The sequence below is a fragment of the Photorhabdus khanii NC19 genome (assembly GCF_000517265.1).
In the GTDB taxonomy this organism is placed as follows: domain Bacteria; phylum Pseudomonadota; class Gammaproteobacteria; order Enterobacterales; family Enterobacteriaceae; genus Photorhabdus; species Photorhabdus khanii.
In genome coordinates, this window is record NZ_AYSJ01000007.1 from 52,002 (window position 1) to 69,494 (window position 17,493).

The 17,493-nt window shown below is 44.6% G+C and carries 14 protein-coding genes; 9 read left to right on the forward strand and 5 right to left on the reverse strand.

What is annotated here, in order from left to right; all coding sequences use genetic code 11:
• Positions 1–57: 57 nt before the first annotated feature.
• The 3 genes from PTE_RS08110 to argE form a co-directional block, all read right to left on the reverse strand.
• On the reverse strand, positions 58–636 hold the full coding sequence (locus PTE_RS08110) for a YolA family protein (RefSeq protein ID WP_051477284.1): 579 nt from the start codon (positions 634–636) through the stop codon (positions 58–60).
• A gap of 341 nt (positions 637–977) precedes the next feature.
• Positions 978–3,614 carry a phosphoenolpyruvate carboxylase gene (gene ppc, locus PTE_RS08115; RefSeq protein WP_036844920.1) on the reverse strand — a complete coding sequence of 879 codons (2,637 nt, stop codon included), beginning with the start codon at positions 3,612–3,614 and terminating at the stop codon, positions 978–980.
• Positions 3,615–3,895: 281 nt separating this feature from the next.
• Positions 3,896–5,053, reverse strand: coding sequence for an acetylornithine deacetylase (argE, locus tag PTE_RS08120; protein ID WP_036844922.1), 1,158 nt, complete (start codon positions 5,051–5,053; stop codon positions 3,896–3,898).
• A 102-nt stretch (positions 5,054–5,155) separates the two neighbouring features.
• Between argE and argC the strand changes: the two genes are divergently transcribed.
• From argC to oxyR, 5 genes are all read left to right on the forward strand, one after another.
• Complete coding sequence (gene argC / locus PTE_RS08125; protein ID WP_036844926.1) at positions 5,156–6,160, forward strand: N-acetyl-gamma-glutamyl-phosphate reductase; 1,005 nt, start codon at positions 5,156–5,158, stop codon at positions 6,158–6,160.
• A 25-nt stretch (positions 6,161–6,185) separates the two neighbouring features.
• Positions 6,186–6,959 (forward strand): acetylglutamate kinase, encoded by a 774-nt coding sequence (argB, locus tag PTE_RS08130; RefSeq protein WP_036844929.1) that lies wholly within the window; start codon positions 6,186–6,188, stop codon positions 6,957–6,959.
• Positions 6,960–7,016: 57 nt separating this feature from the next.
• Positions 7,017–8,231: an argininosuccinate synthase gene (locus PTE_RS08135; RefSeq protein ID WP_036844932.1), complete on the forward strand. Its 1,215-nt coding sequence runs from the start codon at positions 7,017–7,019 to the stop codon at positions 8,229–8,231.
• A gap of 140 nt (positions 8,232–8,371) precedes the next feature.
• Positions 8,372–9,751, forward strand: a complete 1,380-nt coding sequence (argH, locus tag PTE_RS08140) for an argininosuccinate lyase (RefSeq protein ID WP_036844935.1) — start codon at positions 8,372–8,374, stop codon at positions 9,749–9,751.
• 150 nt (positions 9,752–9,901) lie between these two features.
• A complete protein-coding gene (oxyR, locus tag PTE_RS08145) occupies positions 9,902–10,807 on the forward strand; it encodes a DNA-binding transcriptional regulator OxyR (protein WP_036844938.1) in 906 nt (301 codons plus the stop codon).
• Here oxyR and sthA read toward each other — a convergent pair.
• Positions 10,799–12,196, reverse strand: a complete 1,398-nt coding sequence (sthA, locus tag PTE_RS08150) for a Si-specific NAD(P)(+) transhydrogenase (RefSeq protein ID WP_021325463.1) — start codon at positions 12,194–12,196, stop codon at positions 10,799–10,801. The two genes, oxyR and sthA, sit on opposite strands and share 9 nt — an antisense overlap.
• 193 nt (positions 12,197–12,389) lie before the next feature.
• Here sthA and fabR point away from each other — a divergent pair, with 193 nt between their 5' ends.
• Positions 12,390–13,034: an HTH-type transcriptional repressor FabR gene (gene fabR, locus PTE_RS08155; protein ID WP_036844941.1), complete on the forward strand. Its 645-nt coding sequence runs from the start codon at positions 12,390–12,392 to the stop codon at positions 13,032–13,034.
• Between the two features lie 23 nt (positions 13,035–13,057).
• A complete protein-coding gene (locus tag PTE_RS08160) occupies positions 13,058–13,429 on the forward strand; it encodes a YijD family membrane protein (RefSeq protein WP_021325465.1) in 372 nt (123 codons plus the stop codon).
• A gap of 63 nt (positions 13,430–13,492) precedes the next feature.
• Here PTE_RS08160 and trmA read toward each other — a convergent pair whose 3' ends face one another.
• Positions 13,493–14,596 (reverse strand): tRNA (uridine(54)-C5)-methyltransferase TrmA, encoded by a 1,104-nt coding sequence (trmA, locus tag PTE_RS08165; protein WP_110742838.1) that lies wholly within the window; start codon positions 14,594–14,596, stop codon positions 13,493–13,495.
• A gap of 187 nt (positions 14,597–14,783) precedes the next feature.
• Here trmA and btuB point away from each other — a divergent pair, with 187 nt between their 5' ends.
• On the forward strand, positions 14,784–16,646 hold the full coding sequence (btuB, locus tag PTE_RS08170) for a TonB-dependent vitamin B12 receptor BtuB (protein WP_036844948.1): 1,863 nt from the start codon (positions 14,784–14,786) through the stop codon (positions 16,644–16,646).
• Entirely contained in the window at positions 16,591–17,454 is an 864-nt protein-coding gene (murI, locus tag PTE_RS08175; RefSeq protein ID WP_036844951.1) for a glutamate racemase, read from the forward strand. Before btuB ends, murI begins: the two co-directional genes overlap by 56 nt.
• Positions 17,455–17,493: the final 39 nt, after the last annotated feature.

The following is a 17,493-nucleotide window of genomic DNA, read 5'->3' on the forward strand; positions in this document are numbered from 1 at the left end:
AAATAAATAAGGGCGGTTTCCCGGCCCTTACAGATTTAAGTGGGTTTCCACAGCAGGTCAACGAATGTTGATCTGCGTTGACATAGTATTATGAGGCCAGTTAGTGGAAGTGTTCTGGTATCTGAATAGACCATTCTGGTAGCCGTCAAGGCTGTATTCCTTAAGGAAGCCAATCACAATTTGGCCCGCAGCGCACGGCCAAGTGTAGTACCCGCCTGTAATACAAACTGGTGTAGAAGAGTACATTGAGCCTGGTAGTGTACCGCCGTTCATCCCAGCAATGGGGTTGAATCCGTAGCCAATCTCCAGAACGGCGGCGCGAAGCAGGTTTCCTCCGTGATTACAGTTCGTCACCGGCAAGTTGAAAGTGTATTCCCATCCGCAATTTGTCGAGCCAACGGCATAGACCCACATATTGGTTAGCGGAGGTGCGGGGATGTAAGCTATCTCAGGCTTAATGTTGCGCTCCTTCTCGTCGGCGCGGATGGGGCTCTCAGGGTTAGGTAGCAACTGGGATTGTGCTGTCAGGGCATTTTTAGCAGCAGGGGCTTCCTGTGGTTGCTCTGTTTGGGCATAGGCATTAACACTAAACAGGGAAGCAAGAGATAACAAAATAGCAAGTTTACTTTTCTTCATGATTGAACCCTCTTAGAAATGGAAAGGCACAATTCTAGGGAAGTGAGCAAAAAACACATTATCAAATTTTATTTATGTAATGGGTGGAATTTAGCCTGATCTTATCGTGTCTTTTGCTTAGTGGAACAGGGAGGGTAAATTATTAGGGAGTTGCTCTTCAAACACGTTTTATCTGGCGAGAAATTACTTCCTTTTCGTTTGCATCCATATTTAGCTGAGTTTCGCAAACGGTAAATGTGGGAAAACCGTGATACCATTGAGCACATCTTGTCCGGGGTTACCCGTACTGTGCTCAATAATATCACTACTGTCGTGCGGAGATTGTTTCCTACTGACAGCGACTAACCTGTATTTCGCATTCCTGCTGCTACACCCGCTATTGTGACCATCAGCGCCTGTTCAAGCTGTGGATCAGGGTGTTGCTGCTGACGGGAACGTAGCAGAAGTTCTGCCTGCAAAACATTTAATGGATCGGTATAAACATTACGCAGGGCGATTGATTCTGCAATCCACGGTAAATCTGCCATCAGATGTTCATCTTTGGAAATGGTTAATACCGTTTTAATATCCGCGGAAAGTTGTTCACGTAGTTGCTGGCCTAACGGCCATAAACGCTTATCCACTAAACGGTGATCATAATATTCCGCCAGCCATAGGTCCGCTTTAGCGAAAACCATCTCCAGCATACCAATGCGAGTTGTAAAGAAAGGCCAACCGCGGCACATTTCTGCCAGTACATCCTGTTTACCATCATTCACGACTGCTTGTAGTGCAGCACCTGCGCCTAACCAGGCCGGCAACATTAGGCGGTTCTGTGTCCAGGCAAAAATCCACGGGATAGCCCGTAAACTTTCCACACCCCCTGTCGGGCGGCGTTTGGCCGGGCGAGAACCCAAAGGTAGTTTAGCTAATTCCAGTTCTGGCGTTGCAGCCCGGAAATAAGGTACAAAATCAGGTTGCTCACGTACATAATTACGATACATCTTGCAAGAAACATCAGACAAGGTATCCATTATCTGATGCCATTCCGGCTTAGGTTCCGGTGGTGGTAGCAGGTTGGCTTCCAGAATTGCGCTGGCATACAACGCTAAGCTACTGATAGTGACCTGTGGCAGACCGAATTTGAAACGAATCATTTCACCCTGCTCAGTGACACGCAGCCCTCCTTTCAGGCTTCCCGGTGGCTGGGAAAGCAGCGCTGCATGTGCTGGTGCGCCGCCACGGCCAATGGTACCGCCGCGACCGTGGAACAAGGTCAGCATGACGCCTTCTTTTTCACAGGCTTTGATTAGTGCATCTTGTGCGCGGTATTGCGCCCATCCCGCAGCCATCACTCCGGCATCTTTTGCCGAGTCAGAGTAGCCAATCATCACCATCTGCTTGTCCTGAATCAGAGAACGATACCATTGAATATTCATTAATTGTTGAATAACATCCTCGGCGTTATTCAGGTCATCAAGGGTTTCAAACAACGGTGCAACTGGTAAGGTGAACGGACAACCGGCTTCTTTCAGCAGCAGGTGAACCGCTAATACATCAGAAGGCACTTTAGCCATTGAGATAACGTAAGCAGCGATAGCGTCTTGAGGTGATTCTGCAATCACCTTACAGGTTTCGAAAACTTCTTGAGTTTCAGCGCTTGGTTGCCAGTTATGTGGGATCAGTGGGCGTTTTGAATTCAGTTCATGCAGCAGAAAAGCCTGTTTCTCTTCTTCGGACCAGCTTTCGTAGTCTCCTAATTCCAGGTATTGCGTCAATTCAGACATGGCGGTTGTATGGCGGCTGCTTTCCTGACGGACATCAATGCGTACCAGTGACAAGCCGAAGCAACGAATACGGCGCAGGATATCCAATAATTGGCCGTTGGCGATGATTTCCATTCCACAGGTTTTCAATGATTGATAACAGGCGTAAAGGGGTTGCCAGAGTTGTTCATTATCCACCAGCAGATCGGTGGGTGGCAGAACTTGTTCCCCTTTCAGTCGTTTCTCTAAATATTCCAATGTATTGTTGAGTTGTGTTCGCAGTTTTTTGGCAATTTCCCGGTAAGGTTCCAGAATTTCATCACCACCTGCCAGCTTGCGAACTTCTGATGTGCATTCGGACATGGATAATTCAGAAACCAAAACCTGAATATCTTTCAGGAACAGATCGGCGGCTTTCCAGCGGCTAAGTAGTAATACATGGCGAGTAACTTCAGCCGTGACATTCGGATTGCCGTCGCGGTCTCCCCCCATCCAGGAAGTAAAACGGATGGGAACAGCTTCGACCGGCAAGCTGTAATCAATTGACTCTTCCAACTGTTCATTGAATTCACGTAGGAATGCCGGCACACCATCCCATAAGCTGTTTTCCACCATAGCGAAGCCCCACTTAGCTTCATCAATGGGAGTAGGGCGGATTTTACGGATTTCATCGGTATGCCATGACTGGGCGACTAACTGGCGCAGGCGGCGCATAATGTTATTACGCTCATAATCCGCCAGATCATCGTGATCTAATTGCGATAGACAGGTGTTAACGGCTACCAGTTTGTGGATCAAGGTACGACGCGCGATTTCAGTTGGGTGAGCGGTGAGGACCAGTTCAATAGACAGCTCATTTACCGCTTTTTTCAGATCGTCGTTATTGAAATTTTTTTCTTTTAACTGGGTGAATAACTTTGCCAAAGCAACCGGGTTGCTGGCAGCTTCACCATGTGGGGATATGCTGTGATATTGTTCCGCGACGTTTGTCAGGTTGAGAAATTGATTGAAAGCGCGGGCAACCGGCAACAATTCGTCATTGGATAAGTTTTGCAATGTGGACAATAGTTGCTGGCGGTGTGCTTCATTGCCAGCACGGGATGATTTGGATAATTTGCGGATAGTTTCAACTTTATCGAGAATATCTTCTCCTAAAGCTTCTTTGATCGTATTTCCCAGCAGCTTACCTAGCATGCTGACATTACTGCGCATTGCGGAATATTGTTGATTCATGTGACTCTTGGCCTTTATAACTGGCAGAATGTTGATTCTGTTCTTGTAGAAAAATTTTATTAAAGTGGCGGGAAATTGTTTTTTGTGGCACCACAGTGTTGCATTTACCCTAAGCCCTCATATTCATATCAGAAAATAATCAGTTTGGGAGAAATTTCTAAAATTTAATGGCAGGTCATGTTCCATAAGTATTACTTATGCGCAGAAGGCTTGGGAAAGGTGCTTTTGTTGCTTGTTATGATGCTTGAGTCCCCCTGACTTTTGGGGGACGAGTAAAACGATTAATTATTGCTTAGACAAAAATGATCGATTAACTGAGAAATTACCTTTTTGGTGGGTTCAATAAATGACATATCAATAAACTCATCCGGTTGATGTGCCTGTTCAATAGAACCTGGGCCAAGGACTAACGTTGGGCATACTTCCTGAATGAACGGTGCTTCGGTACAGTAGTTGACCGTTTCAGCCTTGCGGCCTAGCAGTTTCTCAATCACGTCAACCATCTTGTGATCGGTTGGACATGTATAACCGGGAATAGGGGCATGTAATTCATCGATAGTTAAGCGGCCAGGCCAACGTTGCTTAACTGGTTCCAGCGCTTCATTTAACAGTTCGTTCAGATCCTGTAACGTTAGTCCCGGTAACGGGCGAATATCCATATGCAATTCACAATGGGCACAAATACGGTTTACCGCATCACCGCCATGAATATAGCCGAAGTTCATGGTTGGGTATGGAATGGTAAACGCCGGGTTGTTGTAACGCTCTTTTAGCGTATTGCGTAGTTCAATCAGGTGACCAATAGATTCGTGCATCAAGTCAATGGCGTTTATACCACGATCTGGATCACTGGAGTGTCCGGATTGGCCAACAATGCGGATAGCGTTCGATAAATGTCCCTTGTGTGCACAGATAGGATGCAATGAAGTCGGTTCACCGATGATCGCGAAATCCGGTCGGATAGTGGTACTTGCCGCAAAATAACGGGCACCTGCCATTGTTGTCTCTTCATCCGCGGTAGCCAGAATGTACAGCGGACGGGTTATTTTACTGACATCAATATCCCGCAAGGCATCAATGATAAAGGCGAAAAAGCCTTTCATGTCTGCCGTACCTAAACCATATAGTTTGTTATCACGTTCTGTCAGGGTGAAGGGATCTTTAGTCCAGCGCCCTTCGTCAAAAGGGACGGTATCAGTATGTCCACATAGCAGTAATCCACCTGAACCACTCCCCAGAGTCGCCAGTAAATTATATTTCCCACGGACTTTGGGTACGGGTTGTATTTCAATCTCGAAACCAATTTCCTTTAACCAACTTGCCAGCAGGTTGATTAAAGACTCATTACTTTGATCGATACTGATATCGGTGGCACTGATTGAGGGAGTAGTGATTAACTGCCGAAATAGCTCAATAAATGGAGGTAATTTAATATTCACTGTTGACAGCCTTTATTCATGATAGTATCAATATTCATGCATTTTTTTTGAATAAAAATACATTATCCCGTTTAAATACTGAGCACAAGGTAAAGATATCCCATGTTGAATACGCTGGTTGTTGGTGCAAGTGGTTATACCGGAGCAGAACTGGCAGCATATCTGCATCGTCACCCACATATAAATCTGATTAGGCTAATGGTTTCTGCTCAGAGCGTTGATGCAGATAAATGCTTCTCAGATTTATATCCACAGTATAAAGGCATCGTTGATCTACCGCTGCAACCGCTGACTGACATTACTGATGCTGCTAAAGGGATTGATGTGGTTTTCCTTGCCACCGCCCATGAGGTCAGTCATGACATTGTGCCGGTATTTCTGGCAGCAGGTTGCATTGTGTTCGATCTGTCCGGTGCCTATCGCGTACAAAATGCTCAGATTTATCAACAATACTACGGATTCAAACATAAGCATACTCAATGGTTAGCACAAGCTGTATATGGACTTGCTGAATGGCAGGCTGAAGAAATTAGACAGGCTCAGTTGGTTGCTGTCCCGGGGTGTTATCCAACGGTTTCTCAACTCGCTCTAAAGCCGCTACTGGAAAAGGGTTTGCTGGATATCGGTCACTGGCCGGTGATTAATGCAACCAGCGGCGTGAGTGGTGCAGGTCGGAAGGCCAGTATGACCAACAGTTTCTACGAAGTTAGCCTGCAACCTTATGGAATATTTACTCATCGTCATCAACCAGAGATTGAGGAACATCTGGGGACTAGGGTGATTTTTACTCCGCATCTTGGCAATTTTGCGCGGGGTATTCTTGCCACGATTACCTGTAAATTGCAGCCGGGTGTTACCGTAGAACAGATAAGTGAAGCTTATCAACAGGCGTATAAAGATAAGCCACTGGTACGTCTCTACAGCAAAGGGGTGCCGGCTCTGAAATCGGTTGTTGGATCACCGTTTTGTGATATCGGTTTTGTTGTACAGGGTGATCATCTGATTATTGTCGGTACTGAGGATAATCTTTTGAAAGGCGCAGCAGCTCAGGCAGTTCAGTGTATGAATATTCGTTTTGGGTTTGAAGAAACCCAGGCATTACTTTAATTATTGGCGTGAGGGAGTAAATCAGATGGAACCTTTAGTCATAAAGTTAGGTGGCGTGTTACTGGATAATGAAGAAGCACTGGAACGCTTGTTTACTGCATTACAGGAGTATCGGCAAACACATAAACGCCAGTTGGTGATTGTTCATGGTGGTGGTTGTCTGGTAGATGAATTGATGCAGAAGCTGCAACTGCCGGTAGTGAAGGAGCAAGGATTACGGGTAACACCCGTTGATCAGATAGGGATTATCACTGGCGCATTGGCAGGTATAGCTAATAAAACTTTGTTGTCGTGGGCGACTAAGTATCAACTTACATCAGTTGGATTATATTTAGGAGATGGTAATGTGGTCACAGTTTCCCAACTGAGTGAAGAGTTGGGATATGTGGGGAAAGTGATGCCGGGTGATGCTAAGTTGCTAAGAATTTTACTGGATGCTGGTTATATACCCATTATTAGTTCGATTGGTGTAACTGATAAAGGGGAACTGATGAATGTGAATGCTGATCAGGCGGCAACGGCGATAGCTCAAACTTTGGGGGCTGATCTGGTATTGCTCTCTGATGTTAGCGGCATTTTGGATGGTAAAGGGCAGAAGATCCCTGATATGACCGCCCAGAAAGCTGAACAACTTATTGTGCAGGGCATCATTACTGACGGCATGATTGTGAAGGTGAATGCAGCTTTGGATGCAGCTAAAACATTAGGTCGCCCGGTAGATATCGCCAGTTGGCGTCATGCGGATCAACTGACTGCTCTATTTAACGGTGTTCCCGTCGGTACTCGTATTCTGGCTTAAATCAAGTTTGATTAATTTTCGGCAATGAACAACAACGGAATTTCAAAGGGTAACTTCATGCATACTAAAGATATTAAAAAAATAGTTCTCGCTTATTCTGGTGGTCTGGATACTTCTGCCATTATTCCCTGGCTGAAAGAGCATTATGACAACTGTGAAGTTGTTGCATTTGTCGCCGATGTGGGGCAAAGCCGTGAAGATCTAGAGGGCGTGGAGCAGAAAGCTTTACGCTCTGGCGCATCAGAATGTTACGTTGTGGATCTGCGTGAGGAATTCATTAAAGATTATGTTTATCCGGTACTGAAAACCGGTGCTTTGTATGAAGGCAGCTATTTGCTGGGAACTTCAATGGCGCGGCCAATTATTGCTAAAGCACAGGTTGAACTGGCACTGAAAGTGGGGGCAGATGCACTTGCTCATGGCGCGACAGGTAAGGGTAACGATCAGGTTCGGTTTGAGAGTACCTATACCGCGTTAGCGCCCCATCTGAAAGTGGTAGCTCCGTGGAGAGAGTGGGATTTACGTTCCCGCGAAGCGTTGTTGGATTATCTGAAAGCACGGGATATTCCAACGACGGCAACACTGGAGAAAATCTACAGCCGTGATGAGAATGCATGGCACATTTCTACAGAAGGTGGCGTGCTGGAAAGCACCTGGAATGCATCTAATAAAGATTGTTGGGTATGGACAGTGGAGCCAGAAGAAGCGCCAGATGAAGCTGAACGGGTAAGCATCACTATTGAGAAAGGCGAAGTTGTTGGGATTAACGGTAAGGTGATGTCGCCATATCAATGCCTTGAAGCGTTGAATGTTTTGGGGGCAAAACACGGTATTGGCCGGATTGATATCGTGGAAAACCGGCTGGTGGGAATGAAATCCCGTGGTTGTTATGAAACACCGGGAGGAACCATCATGATGGCCGCATTGAGTGGTGTCGAGCAACTGGTCTTGGACCGCGATAGCTTTAAATGGCGCCAGCAACTTGGGCTGGAAATGTCCTATGTCGTTTATGATGGACGTTGGTTCGCGCCGCTGCGTCAGTCTATTCAGGCAGCCGCGGAGATGTTGGCTGCGGATGTCAGTGGTGAAGTGGTACTGAAACTCTATAAAGGCCAGGTGACAGCAATCCAGAAGAGATCGGCAAACAGCCTTTATTCTGAAGCGTTTGCAACGTTTGGTGAAGATGAGGTTTACGATCACAGCCATGCAGAAGGGTTTATCCGTCTGTATTCTCTCTCCTCACGTATTCGGGCATTAAATAGTAAAGAGTAATTTCATAGGGGGATAATGACCAGATTGTGAATCCGTTCCTGGATTGGCTTTTCTGGTCCATTATCTCCACTTAGTGCATGAAATTACGGCTTATAAAAGGCAATACATCACTCAGGCATCAGATAATCAGGAATAAAAATATGGCACTTTGGGGCGGGCGTTTCAGTCAGGAAGCAGATCAACGGTTCAAACAATTTAATGATTCACTTCGCTTTGATTACCGACTGGCGGAGCAGGACATTACAGGTTCGGTTGCATGGTCGAAAGTGCTGGTGACTGTTGGTGTGCTGACGGCTGAGGAGCAACAAAAGCTGGAGATGGCATTAAATGAATTGCTGAGTGAGGTTCAAGCTGGCCCACAAGCCATCCTGCAAAGTGATGCGGAAGATATTCATAGTTGGGTGGAAGGGCAGTTGATCAGCAAAGTTGGCGATCTGGGTAAGAAGCTTCATACAGGTCGTAGCCGTAATGATCAGGTGGCAACAGACCTCAAACTTTGGTGTAAAGAGCATATTACCTATCTTCATCAGGCAATTGTGGAATTACAGCAGGCATTGGTTATTACCGCAGAGAATAATCAGGATGCGGTTATGCCGGGTTATACCCATTTGCAAAGAGCACAGCCTGTCACATTTGCTCATTGGTGCCTGGCTTATGTAGAAATGTTGGCTCGTGATGAAAGCCGGTTACAGGATACTTTAAGACGGCTGGATACCAGTCCGCTTGGATGCGGAGCATTGGCCGGAACCGCTTATGATATTGACCGCGAACAATTGGCGTCATGGCTGGGTTTCGCTTCCGCGACCCGTAACAGTCTGGATAGCGTTTCAGATCGTGACCATGTACTGGAATTGCTGTCTGACGCTAGTATCAGCATGATCCACCTTTCCCGTTTTGCTGAAGACCTGATTTTCTTTAACAGTGGTGAAGCGGGCTTTGTTGAACTGTCAGATCGAGTGACTTCGGGTTCTTCCCTGATGCCACAGAAGAAAAACCCGGATGCGCTGGAGTTAATCCGTGGGAAATGTGGTCGGGTGCAGGGAGCATTGACCGGTATGATGATGACCCTGAAAGGTTTGCCGCTGGCCTATAATAAAGATATGCAGGAGGATAAAGAAGGGTTGTTCGATGCGCTGGACACTTGGCTCGATTGCTTGCATATGGCAGCGTTGGTACTGGATGGTATTCAAGTCAGGCGTTCACGTTGTGAAGAAGCGGCTAAACAGGGTTATGCTAACGCAACTGAATTGGCTGATTATCTGGTCGCAAAAGGTGTTCCATTCCGTGAGGCTCACCATATTGTCGGGGAAACCGTGATTATGGCGCTTGCGCAAGGTAAGGCGCTGGAAGAGCTGTCATTGGCAGAGTTGCAGAAATTTAGCAGCACAATTACTGAAGATGTATACGATATTTTGTCTCTGCAATCTTGTCTGGATAAGCGTTTTGCAAAAGGTGGTGTATCGCGGAAACAGGTCATGAAAGCGATTACAGATGCTAAACAGAGGCTAAAGCTTAAGTGAGTCATCGTTAGGGGATATTAATATCCCCTGTAAAATAAATGAGATCTTTACATATAAGTTTTTAAGGATTATCTGATAGTCTTCTCCTCACATTGATATAATTATCTATTGGTAGTTTCTATCATTTATATTAAATATGTTGAGGTGGGAATGAATATCCGCGATCTGGAATATCTTGTGGCTCTTGCGGAGCATCGGCACTTTCGCCATGCTGCCGATTCATGCCACGTCAGCCAGCCTACGTTAAGCGGGCAAATTCGTAAGCTTGAGGATGATCTGGGTGTCATGCTGTTGGAACGCACTAGTCGTAAGGTTTTGTTCACGCAACAAGGGATGTTATTAGTGGAACAGGCCAGAACGGTTCTCCGTGAGGTTAGGATCCTACAGGAAATGGCATCACTTCAGGGGGAAAATATGTCTGGCCCTCTGCATATTGGTCTGATTCCAACAATTGGTCCATATCTGTTACCTCATATTATTCCTGAACTTCATAGTTTATTTCCTAAGTTGGAAATGTATCTGCATGAAGCTCAGACGCAAAGTTTGTTAGCCCAGTTGGATAGTGGCAAATTGGATTGTGCGATTCTGGCGATGGTTAAGGAGACAGAAGCTTTCATCGAAGTGCCATTGTTTGAAGAATCAATGAAACTGGCAATCTATGATGACCATCCCTGGGCAGATAGAGAAAAAATTGCTATGGATGAATTGGCAGGTGAGAAGCTGCTGATGCTGGAAGATGGTCATTGCTTACGTGATCAGGCCATGGGTTTCTGTTTTCAAGCCGGAGCGAAGGAAGATACACATTTCCGGGCAACCAGTTTGGAAACCCTGCGTAATATGGTTGCTGCCGGGAGTGGAATCACGTTATTGCCTGATCTGGCAGTTCCGCAGGAGAGAAAACGTGATGGTGTCTGTTATCTGGGGTGTGGTAACCCTGAACCTAAGCGGTCTGTTATTTTGATTTATCGGCCTGGTTCACCTCTGCGTGGTCGCTATGAGCAACTGGCAGAGGTTGTCAGCGCTAAAATGGGCGCTTATTATGGACAATCAAAATAGCCGATTCAGGCCATTCAGGGCCGCGACACGATAGGCTTCAGCCATAGTTGGATAGTTGAAGGTAGTATTGACGAAATATTCGATAGTATTACTTTCACCTTTTTGTTCCATAATAGCCTGGCCGATATGAATGATTTCAGCTGCACGCTCCCCGAAACAGTGAATACCAAGAATCTCTTTGGTTTCTCTGTGGAACAGTATTTTCAGGCTTCCGACATTCATCCCCGCAATTTGTGCGCGTGCAAGATGTTTAAACTGTGCCCGCCCAACTTCATAAGGCACTTTCATTGCTGTTAATTGTTGTTCGGTTTTACCCACAGAGCTTATTTCAGGAATGGTATAGATGCCGGTTGGAATATCTTCAATCAGATGAACTTCGGCACTTCCTTTAGTCATCGCTTGTGCGGCAATTCGGCCCTGATCATAAGCGGCGGATGCCAGGCTTGGATAACCGATAACATCTCCTACGGCGTAGATATTTTCGTTGCTGGTTTGATAGATCTTATTGACTTTCAGTAACCCGCGGCCATCGGCTTCCAGACCAATGTTTTTCAGCCCAAGCGTATCGGTATTGCCTGTTCGGCCGTTAGCATAAAGCAGACAGTCGGCTTTGACTTTTTTACCGGATTTGAGGTGAACGATAACACCATCATCAACACCTTCAATTTTAGAATATTCTTCATTGTGGCGGATCACGACACCACTATTCCAAAAATGGTAGGAAAGTGCATCTGACATCTCTTGATCAAGGAAAGCCAGTAAGTGGTTACGGGTATTGATCAAATCAACTTTCACGCCTAATCCGCGGAAAATTGACGCATATTCGCAACCAATTACCCCGGCACCATAAATAATCACATGCCGTGGTTCGTGATCCAGTTTCAGAATGGAATCGCTGTTATAAATACGGGAATGGGTGAAATCAACATCTGGCGGGCAATATGGGCGGGATCCGGTTGCGATAATAATCTTATCTGCGCTTAAGATATCGTAGTTATCATCGGCATAGCGCACACTCACCCGGTGGTCATCAATAAATGTTGCTTCCCCGGAAAACATACGACATCCATTGCGCTCATAAAATCCCTGGCGCATTTTAGTTTGCTGATTAATGACGATTTCAGCGCGGCGTAAGATTTCAGCAAATGAAGAGCGAAGAATGCGGGAATTATCACTGTACAGAGGGTTTTGGTTAAATTCGATAATACGGCTGACGGCGTGGCGGAGGGCTTTGGACGGGATAGTACCCCAGTGAGTGCAACCACCGCCGACGTTGTTATAGCGTTCGATAACGGCAACGCTTTTACCCTGTTTCACCAATCCCATTGCTGCTCCTTCTCCACCGGGGCCGGAACCAATGACAATGGCGTCAAAATGAATATGTTGCATAGAGGAAAGACCTGTTTTTACACAAAATTACAACGCCATATTAACATTGGTTGAGTTAATAACCCAATCGTCATAAGGATTTTATGTCACAGTTTAATGATGAAACAAATCCGTATCAGTGACATGATAAGAGCATGATTATAAAATTTGGTCTATTTCTTCACTATATTCAGACAGAGATATCAGGATTCGTGTGAGTAACATTACTGGCGTCAGAGCGAAACAGAAAGAAAGAACCCGTCGTTCACTAATTGAAGCGGCATTCAGTCAACTGAGTGCTGAACGGAGTTTTACCAGCCTTAGCTTGCGTGAGGTGGCTCGGGAAGCAGGCATTGCGCCAACTTCATTTTATCGCCATTTCCGTGATGTTGATGAATTAGGGCTGACTATGGTGGATGAGAGTGGCTTGATGCTACGTCAGTTAATGAGACAAGCCCGGCAACGTATTGCTAAAGGTGGCAGTGTCATCCGCACATCTGTTTCAACTTTTATGGAATTTATTGGTAATAATCCAAATGCATTCCGCTTATTATTACGTGAACGCTCAGGTACCTCTGCTGAATTTCGTGCCGCTGTCGCACGGGAAATCCAACATTTTATTGCTGAGTTGGCAGACTATTTAGAGCAGGAAAGCCATATGCCGAGACATTTTACTGAAGTACAGGCAGAGGCAATGGTGACAATAGTATTCAGTGCAGGTGCAGAAGCATTGGATATTGATTTGGAGAAAAGACAGCGTTTGGAAGAACGTTTAGTCTTGCAACTACGGATGATTGCTAAAGGTGCATATTATTGGTATCGCAGAGAAATAAATCCACCGGACCCTAAACTTAAATAACTATGAAGAAGGAGAACGAAATGATGGAACAATACCGCCAGGACAAAAGTACATTGTTACTCGCTTTTATTGTCGGATTAGCAACTAATGGAACGTTTTCAGCAGTTTTTAGCTCAGTTGTTTCTTTTTCAGTTTTCCCATTGATAACACTGGTGTTATCAATTTATTGTCTCCATCAGCGCTATTTGAATCATTCAATGCCTGATGGGGTGCCTAAACTGGTTGTCGCTTGCTTCCTCTTGGGATTATTTAGTTATAGTGCGATTATCAGGGTGGAGTACCCTGAAATTGGTTCTAATTTCCTCCCCGCGGTAATAGGGACTATATTGGTGTTCTGGATTTACAGAAAAATAAAAGTCCGTAAAAACCAGGCAATTGCAGAAAACAGCCATTAATTGATGAAAAACGCCGGAGAGATAACTATCTGCGGCGTTTTTGTTTTGTATGCTGGTTAAGTCTCAGTTTAATTTTTCCAGAAGTACGCCGCATTCCATATGGTGTGTATAAGGGAACTGATCAAACAGAGCTAGGCGGCTGATTTTATGCGTTCGGGTTAATGTTTCTAAATTATGGCAAAGGGTTTCCGGGTTGCAGGAAATATAAAGAACCCGCGGATATGCCTGGATCATCTCAACTGTTTTTTCATCAAGGCCGCTACGTGGTGGATCGACAAAAATAGTTTCACATTGATAGCTTTTCAAATCGATTCCGTGAAGGCGATTAAATTCGCGTTCTCCATTCATTGCTTGAGTAAATTCCTCTGCCGACATTCGGATAATTTGCACATTATCAATATTATTGGCTGCGATATTGTATTGAGCAGCAGCAACGGATGGCTTGGCAATTTCTGTCGCCAATACTCTTTCAAAATTTTGAGCTAACGCCAGAGAGAAGTTGCCATTTCCGCAATAAAGTTCAAGTAAATCGCCTTGTGAACCTTTGGTAATATCAATCGCCCATTCGAGCATGTGAATATTGACGCTGGCATTTGGTTGGGTGAAACTGTTTTCTACCTGACGATAGATCATACTCCGACCTGCAATAGGTAAAACCTCATCAATGTAATCATGGTTCAATACGATTTTAGTTTTAGCTGCCCTGCCAATTAGCTCAACATTAAACCCTTTATTTCTTAACTCCTCCCGCAGTTTTAACGCCTGTTGTGTCCATTCATCAACCAACTTTTTGTGATAAAGCAGAGAAACAAGGATTTTATTACTGCTAGTGGACAGATAATCAATCTGAAATAGCTTATGGCGCAGGATTTGTTCGGATTTAATGGCGTCAATTAACACTGCCATCATGTTGTTGATTAATTTACTGGCAACAGGGAATTGCACAATGCGAATACGCTGTTTTGTCTGTTGATCAAACATAATATGGTACAAATCATCCTGCTCATGCCAGATTCGGAATTCTGCCCGCATTCTGTAATGAGATACCGGTGAACGGAAAACCTCTGGTTCCGGAGTTTGGAAAGGTGCCATCATGTTTTTTAAACGGCTTACCTTCTCTGCAAGTTGTTGCTCATAGCTTTCCGTTGGCAGGAGATTTTGCATTATGTTTGTTCTCTTATATCTGTAGTAAGAAAAATTTTCGTGCGAAATTGTAGGGAAAGAGCAAAGGATGTCCAGTTTTCTTATTACGCATTCATAATCCTGTCTATGCTTATATTCTAAACAGGTCTGAACCTTCATCGTAGCATGGAGGTTTGGCCTTCTAACAATCATTGTTGGACGTTTTCTCTATATGATAAATAAAAACCGGTTTTTATTATCCGCAATTTCAGTTGCAGTTATCTCTGGTTTGAATCCTGTTGCTGTTGCGGAAGAACAGCAGGATTCATTGGTTGTTACAGCAAGTCGATTTAAACAGCCTGTTTCAAGCATATTGGCTCCTTATGCCGTTGTAACACGAGATGAAATTGAGCGTTGGCAGTCAAATAGCGTAGCCGATATTTTACGCCGCTTGCCCGGTGTTGATATTGCGCTGCATGGTGGTATTGGACAGTTAAGCTCCCTGTTTATCCGTGGTACTAACTCTAGTCATGTATTGGTGCTGATGGATGGAATACGTCTGAATCAAGCTGGTATCAGTGGCTCCTCTGATTTAAGCCAAATACCTGTATCGTTGATTCAGAAAATTGAATATATCCGTGGGCCACGTTCTGCGGTTTATGGTTCTGATGCGATTGGCGGCGTTATTAATATCATAACGACCAGAGAGAAACCGGGAACCAGTTTAAACGTAGGTATCGGCTCACACGGTTACCAGGTTTATGATGGTGCAACCCAGCAAAAATTAGCTGAAAACACCTCACTGACAGCAGCAGCCAGCTATACTTATACTAAAGGATTTGATGTAGTTTCTGCGGGTAATACTGGTGGTTTCAGGCAACCTGACCGTGATGGTTTTATGAGTAAAGTGCTCTGGTTGGGGGTTGATCAGAAATTTAATGAGCAATTCAGTGGATTTGCCCGTGCTTATGGCTATGACAATAGAACATCTTATGATGCGGATATTAACTGGAGTTATCCATATGCCAGGCCAGATACTCGTGAACTTTATAGCCGTCATTATGACTCAGGGATCCAATTTAACCAAGGGATTTACTCGTCCCAATTAATTGCAAGTTATAGTCATATAAAAGACTACAACTTTGATCCTAAGTATGGGCGCTATGACAAATCCGCGACTCTTGGCGATTCTGAACAATATAACTTGCAATGGGGAAATACCTTTCAGCTATATCAGGGAATGGTGAGTACGGGTGTCGACTTTCAAAAACAGTCCATTGATGCTGGAACAAGTTATATTCCAACGAGTGAAACAGTACGTAGTACAGGGATATATCTGACAGCACAGCAGCAATTAAATGATTTTATTCTGGAGGGCGCGATTCGGTCGGATAAGCATTCAGAAGCTGGCTGGAATACTACATGGCAAACCAGTGCAGGCTGGGAGTTTATTGAAGGTTATCGTTTGATTGCTTCTTATGGTACGGCGTTTAAAGCGCCAACTCTTAGCCAGATGTATGGTTCTTGGGGAGGTAATCGAGATTTGAAACCTGAAGAAAGTAAACAATGGGAAAGCGGTATAGAAGGCGTAACTGGTTTGTTGAATTGGCGTCTTTCTGTATATCGTAATGACATTGAACAATTGATCGATTATACAAATAGTCGCTACTACAATATTGGCAAAGCAAAAATTAAAGGTGTTGAATGGACTGGTTCAATTGATACTGGAATATTCCAGCATCAATTGACATTGCAATATATCGATCCACGTAATGGTGAAACTAATGAGATTTTAACTCGCCGTGCGAAGCAGCAAGTGAAATATCAACTTGACTGGCAGCTATATGATTTTGATTGGGGATTAACCTATCAATATCTTGGGCAGCGTTACGATAAAGATTCCAGTACATCTCCCGCTCAAGAAGTGAAATTAGGCGGAGTTAGCTTTTGGGATTTAACTGTTTCATATCCGGTCACTGTTCATCTGACAATTCGTGGTAGAATAGCCAACCTGCTTGATAAAGATTACGAGACAGTTTATGGCTATCGTACTCCAGGACGTGAATATTACCTCACTGGGAGCTATAACTTCTGATTTGAATAAACCTGTCCGCCCGACAGTTTTAGTTTTTGATTCTGGTGTCGGTGGTTTATCCGTTTACCAAGAGATCCGGCAATTGTTGCCGGATCTCCACTATATATACGTATTTGATAATGAAGCATTCCCTTATGGTGAAAAATCGGAAGAATTTATTATTGAACGAGTCGTTAAAATTGTTGATGCCGTTCAGCAAAAACATTCTTTGGCAATAGTCGTTATTGCATGTAACACCGCAAGTACCGTCAGTTTGCCAGCTTTGCGTGAGCGGTTCCGTTTCCCGGTGGTTGGTGTGGTTCCAGCGATAAAGCCCGCCGCGAAGTTAACTCGTAATGGCATTGTTGGGCTACTGGCGACGAGAGCAACAGTTAACCGAGCCTATACAAAAGAACTTATCGAAAGATTTGCGATAGATTGCAGAATTGAATCTATAGGTTCTGCTGAGTTGGTAGAATTAGCCGAAGCTAAGCTGCATGGTGGTAAGGTATCTTCCGACGCTTTAAAAAAGATACTGAAACCTTGGCTCAGAATGAAAGAACCACCTGATACGGTGGTATTGGGTTGTACTCATTTTCCACTATTGGCAGAAGAATTAGTTCAGGTATTGCCTGATGGTACCCGCTTAATTGATTCCGGTGCCGCTATTGCCCGAAGGACAGCTTGGTTGGTTAAACATCAGGAGAATCTTGTTTGTACTTCAGCAGATAACCTTGCTTATTGTATGAAGATGGATGCTGAGACTGATGAATTAATCTCTGTTTTGCAGGAATATGGATTCTCAAAACTGGAGAAATTGATAATTTAAGTTAAATTTGGCGTAATAATCAGCAGTCGTTAACTTTTT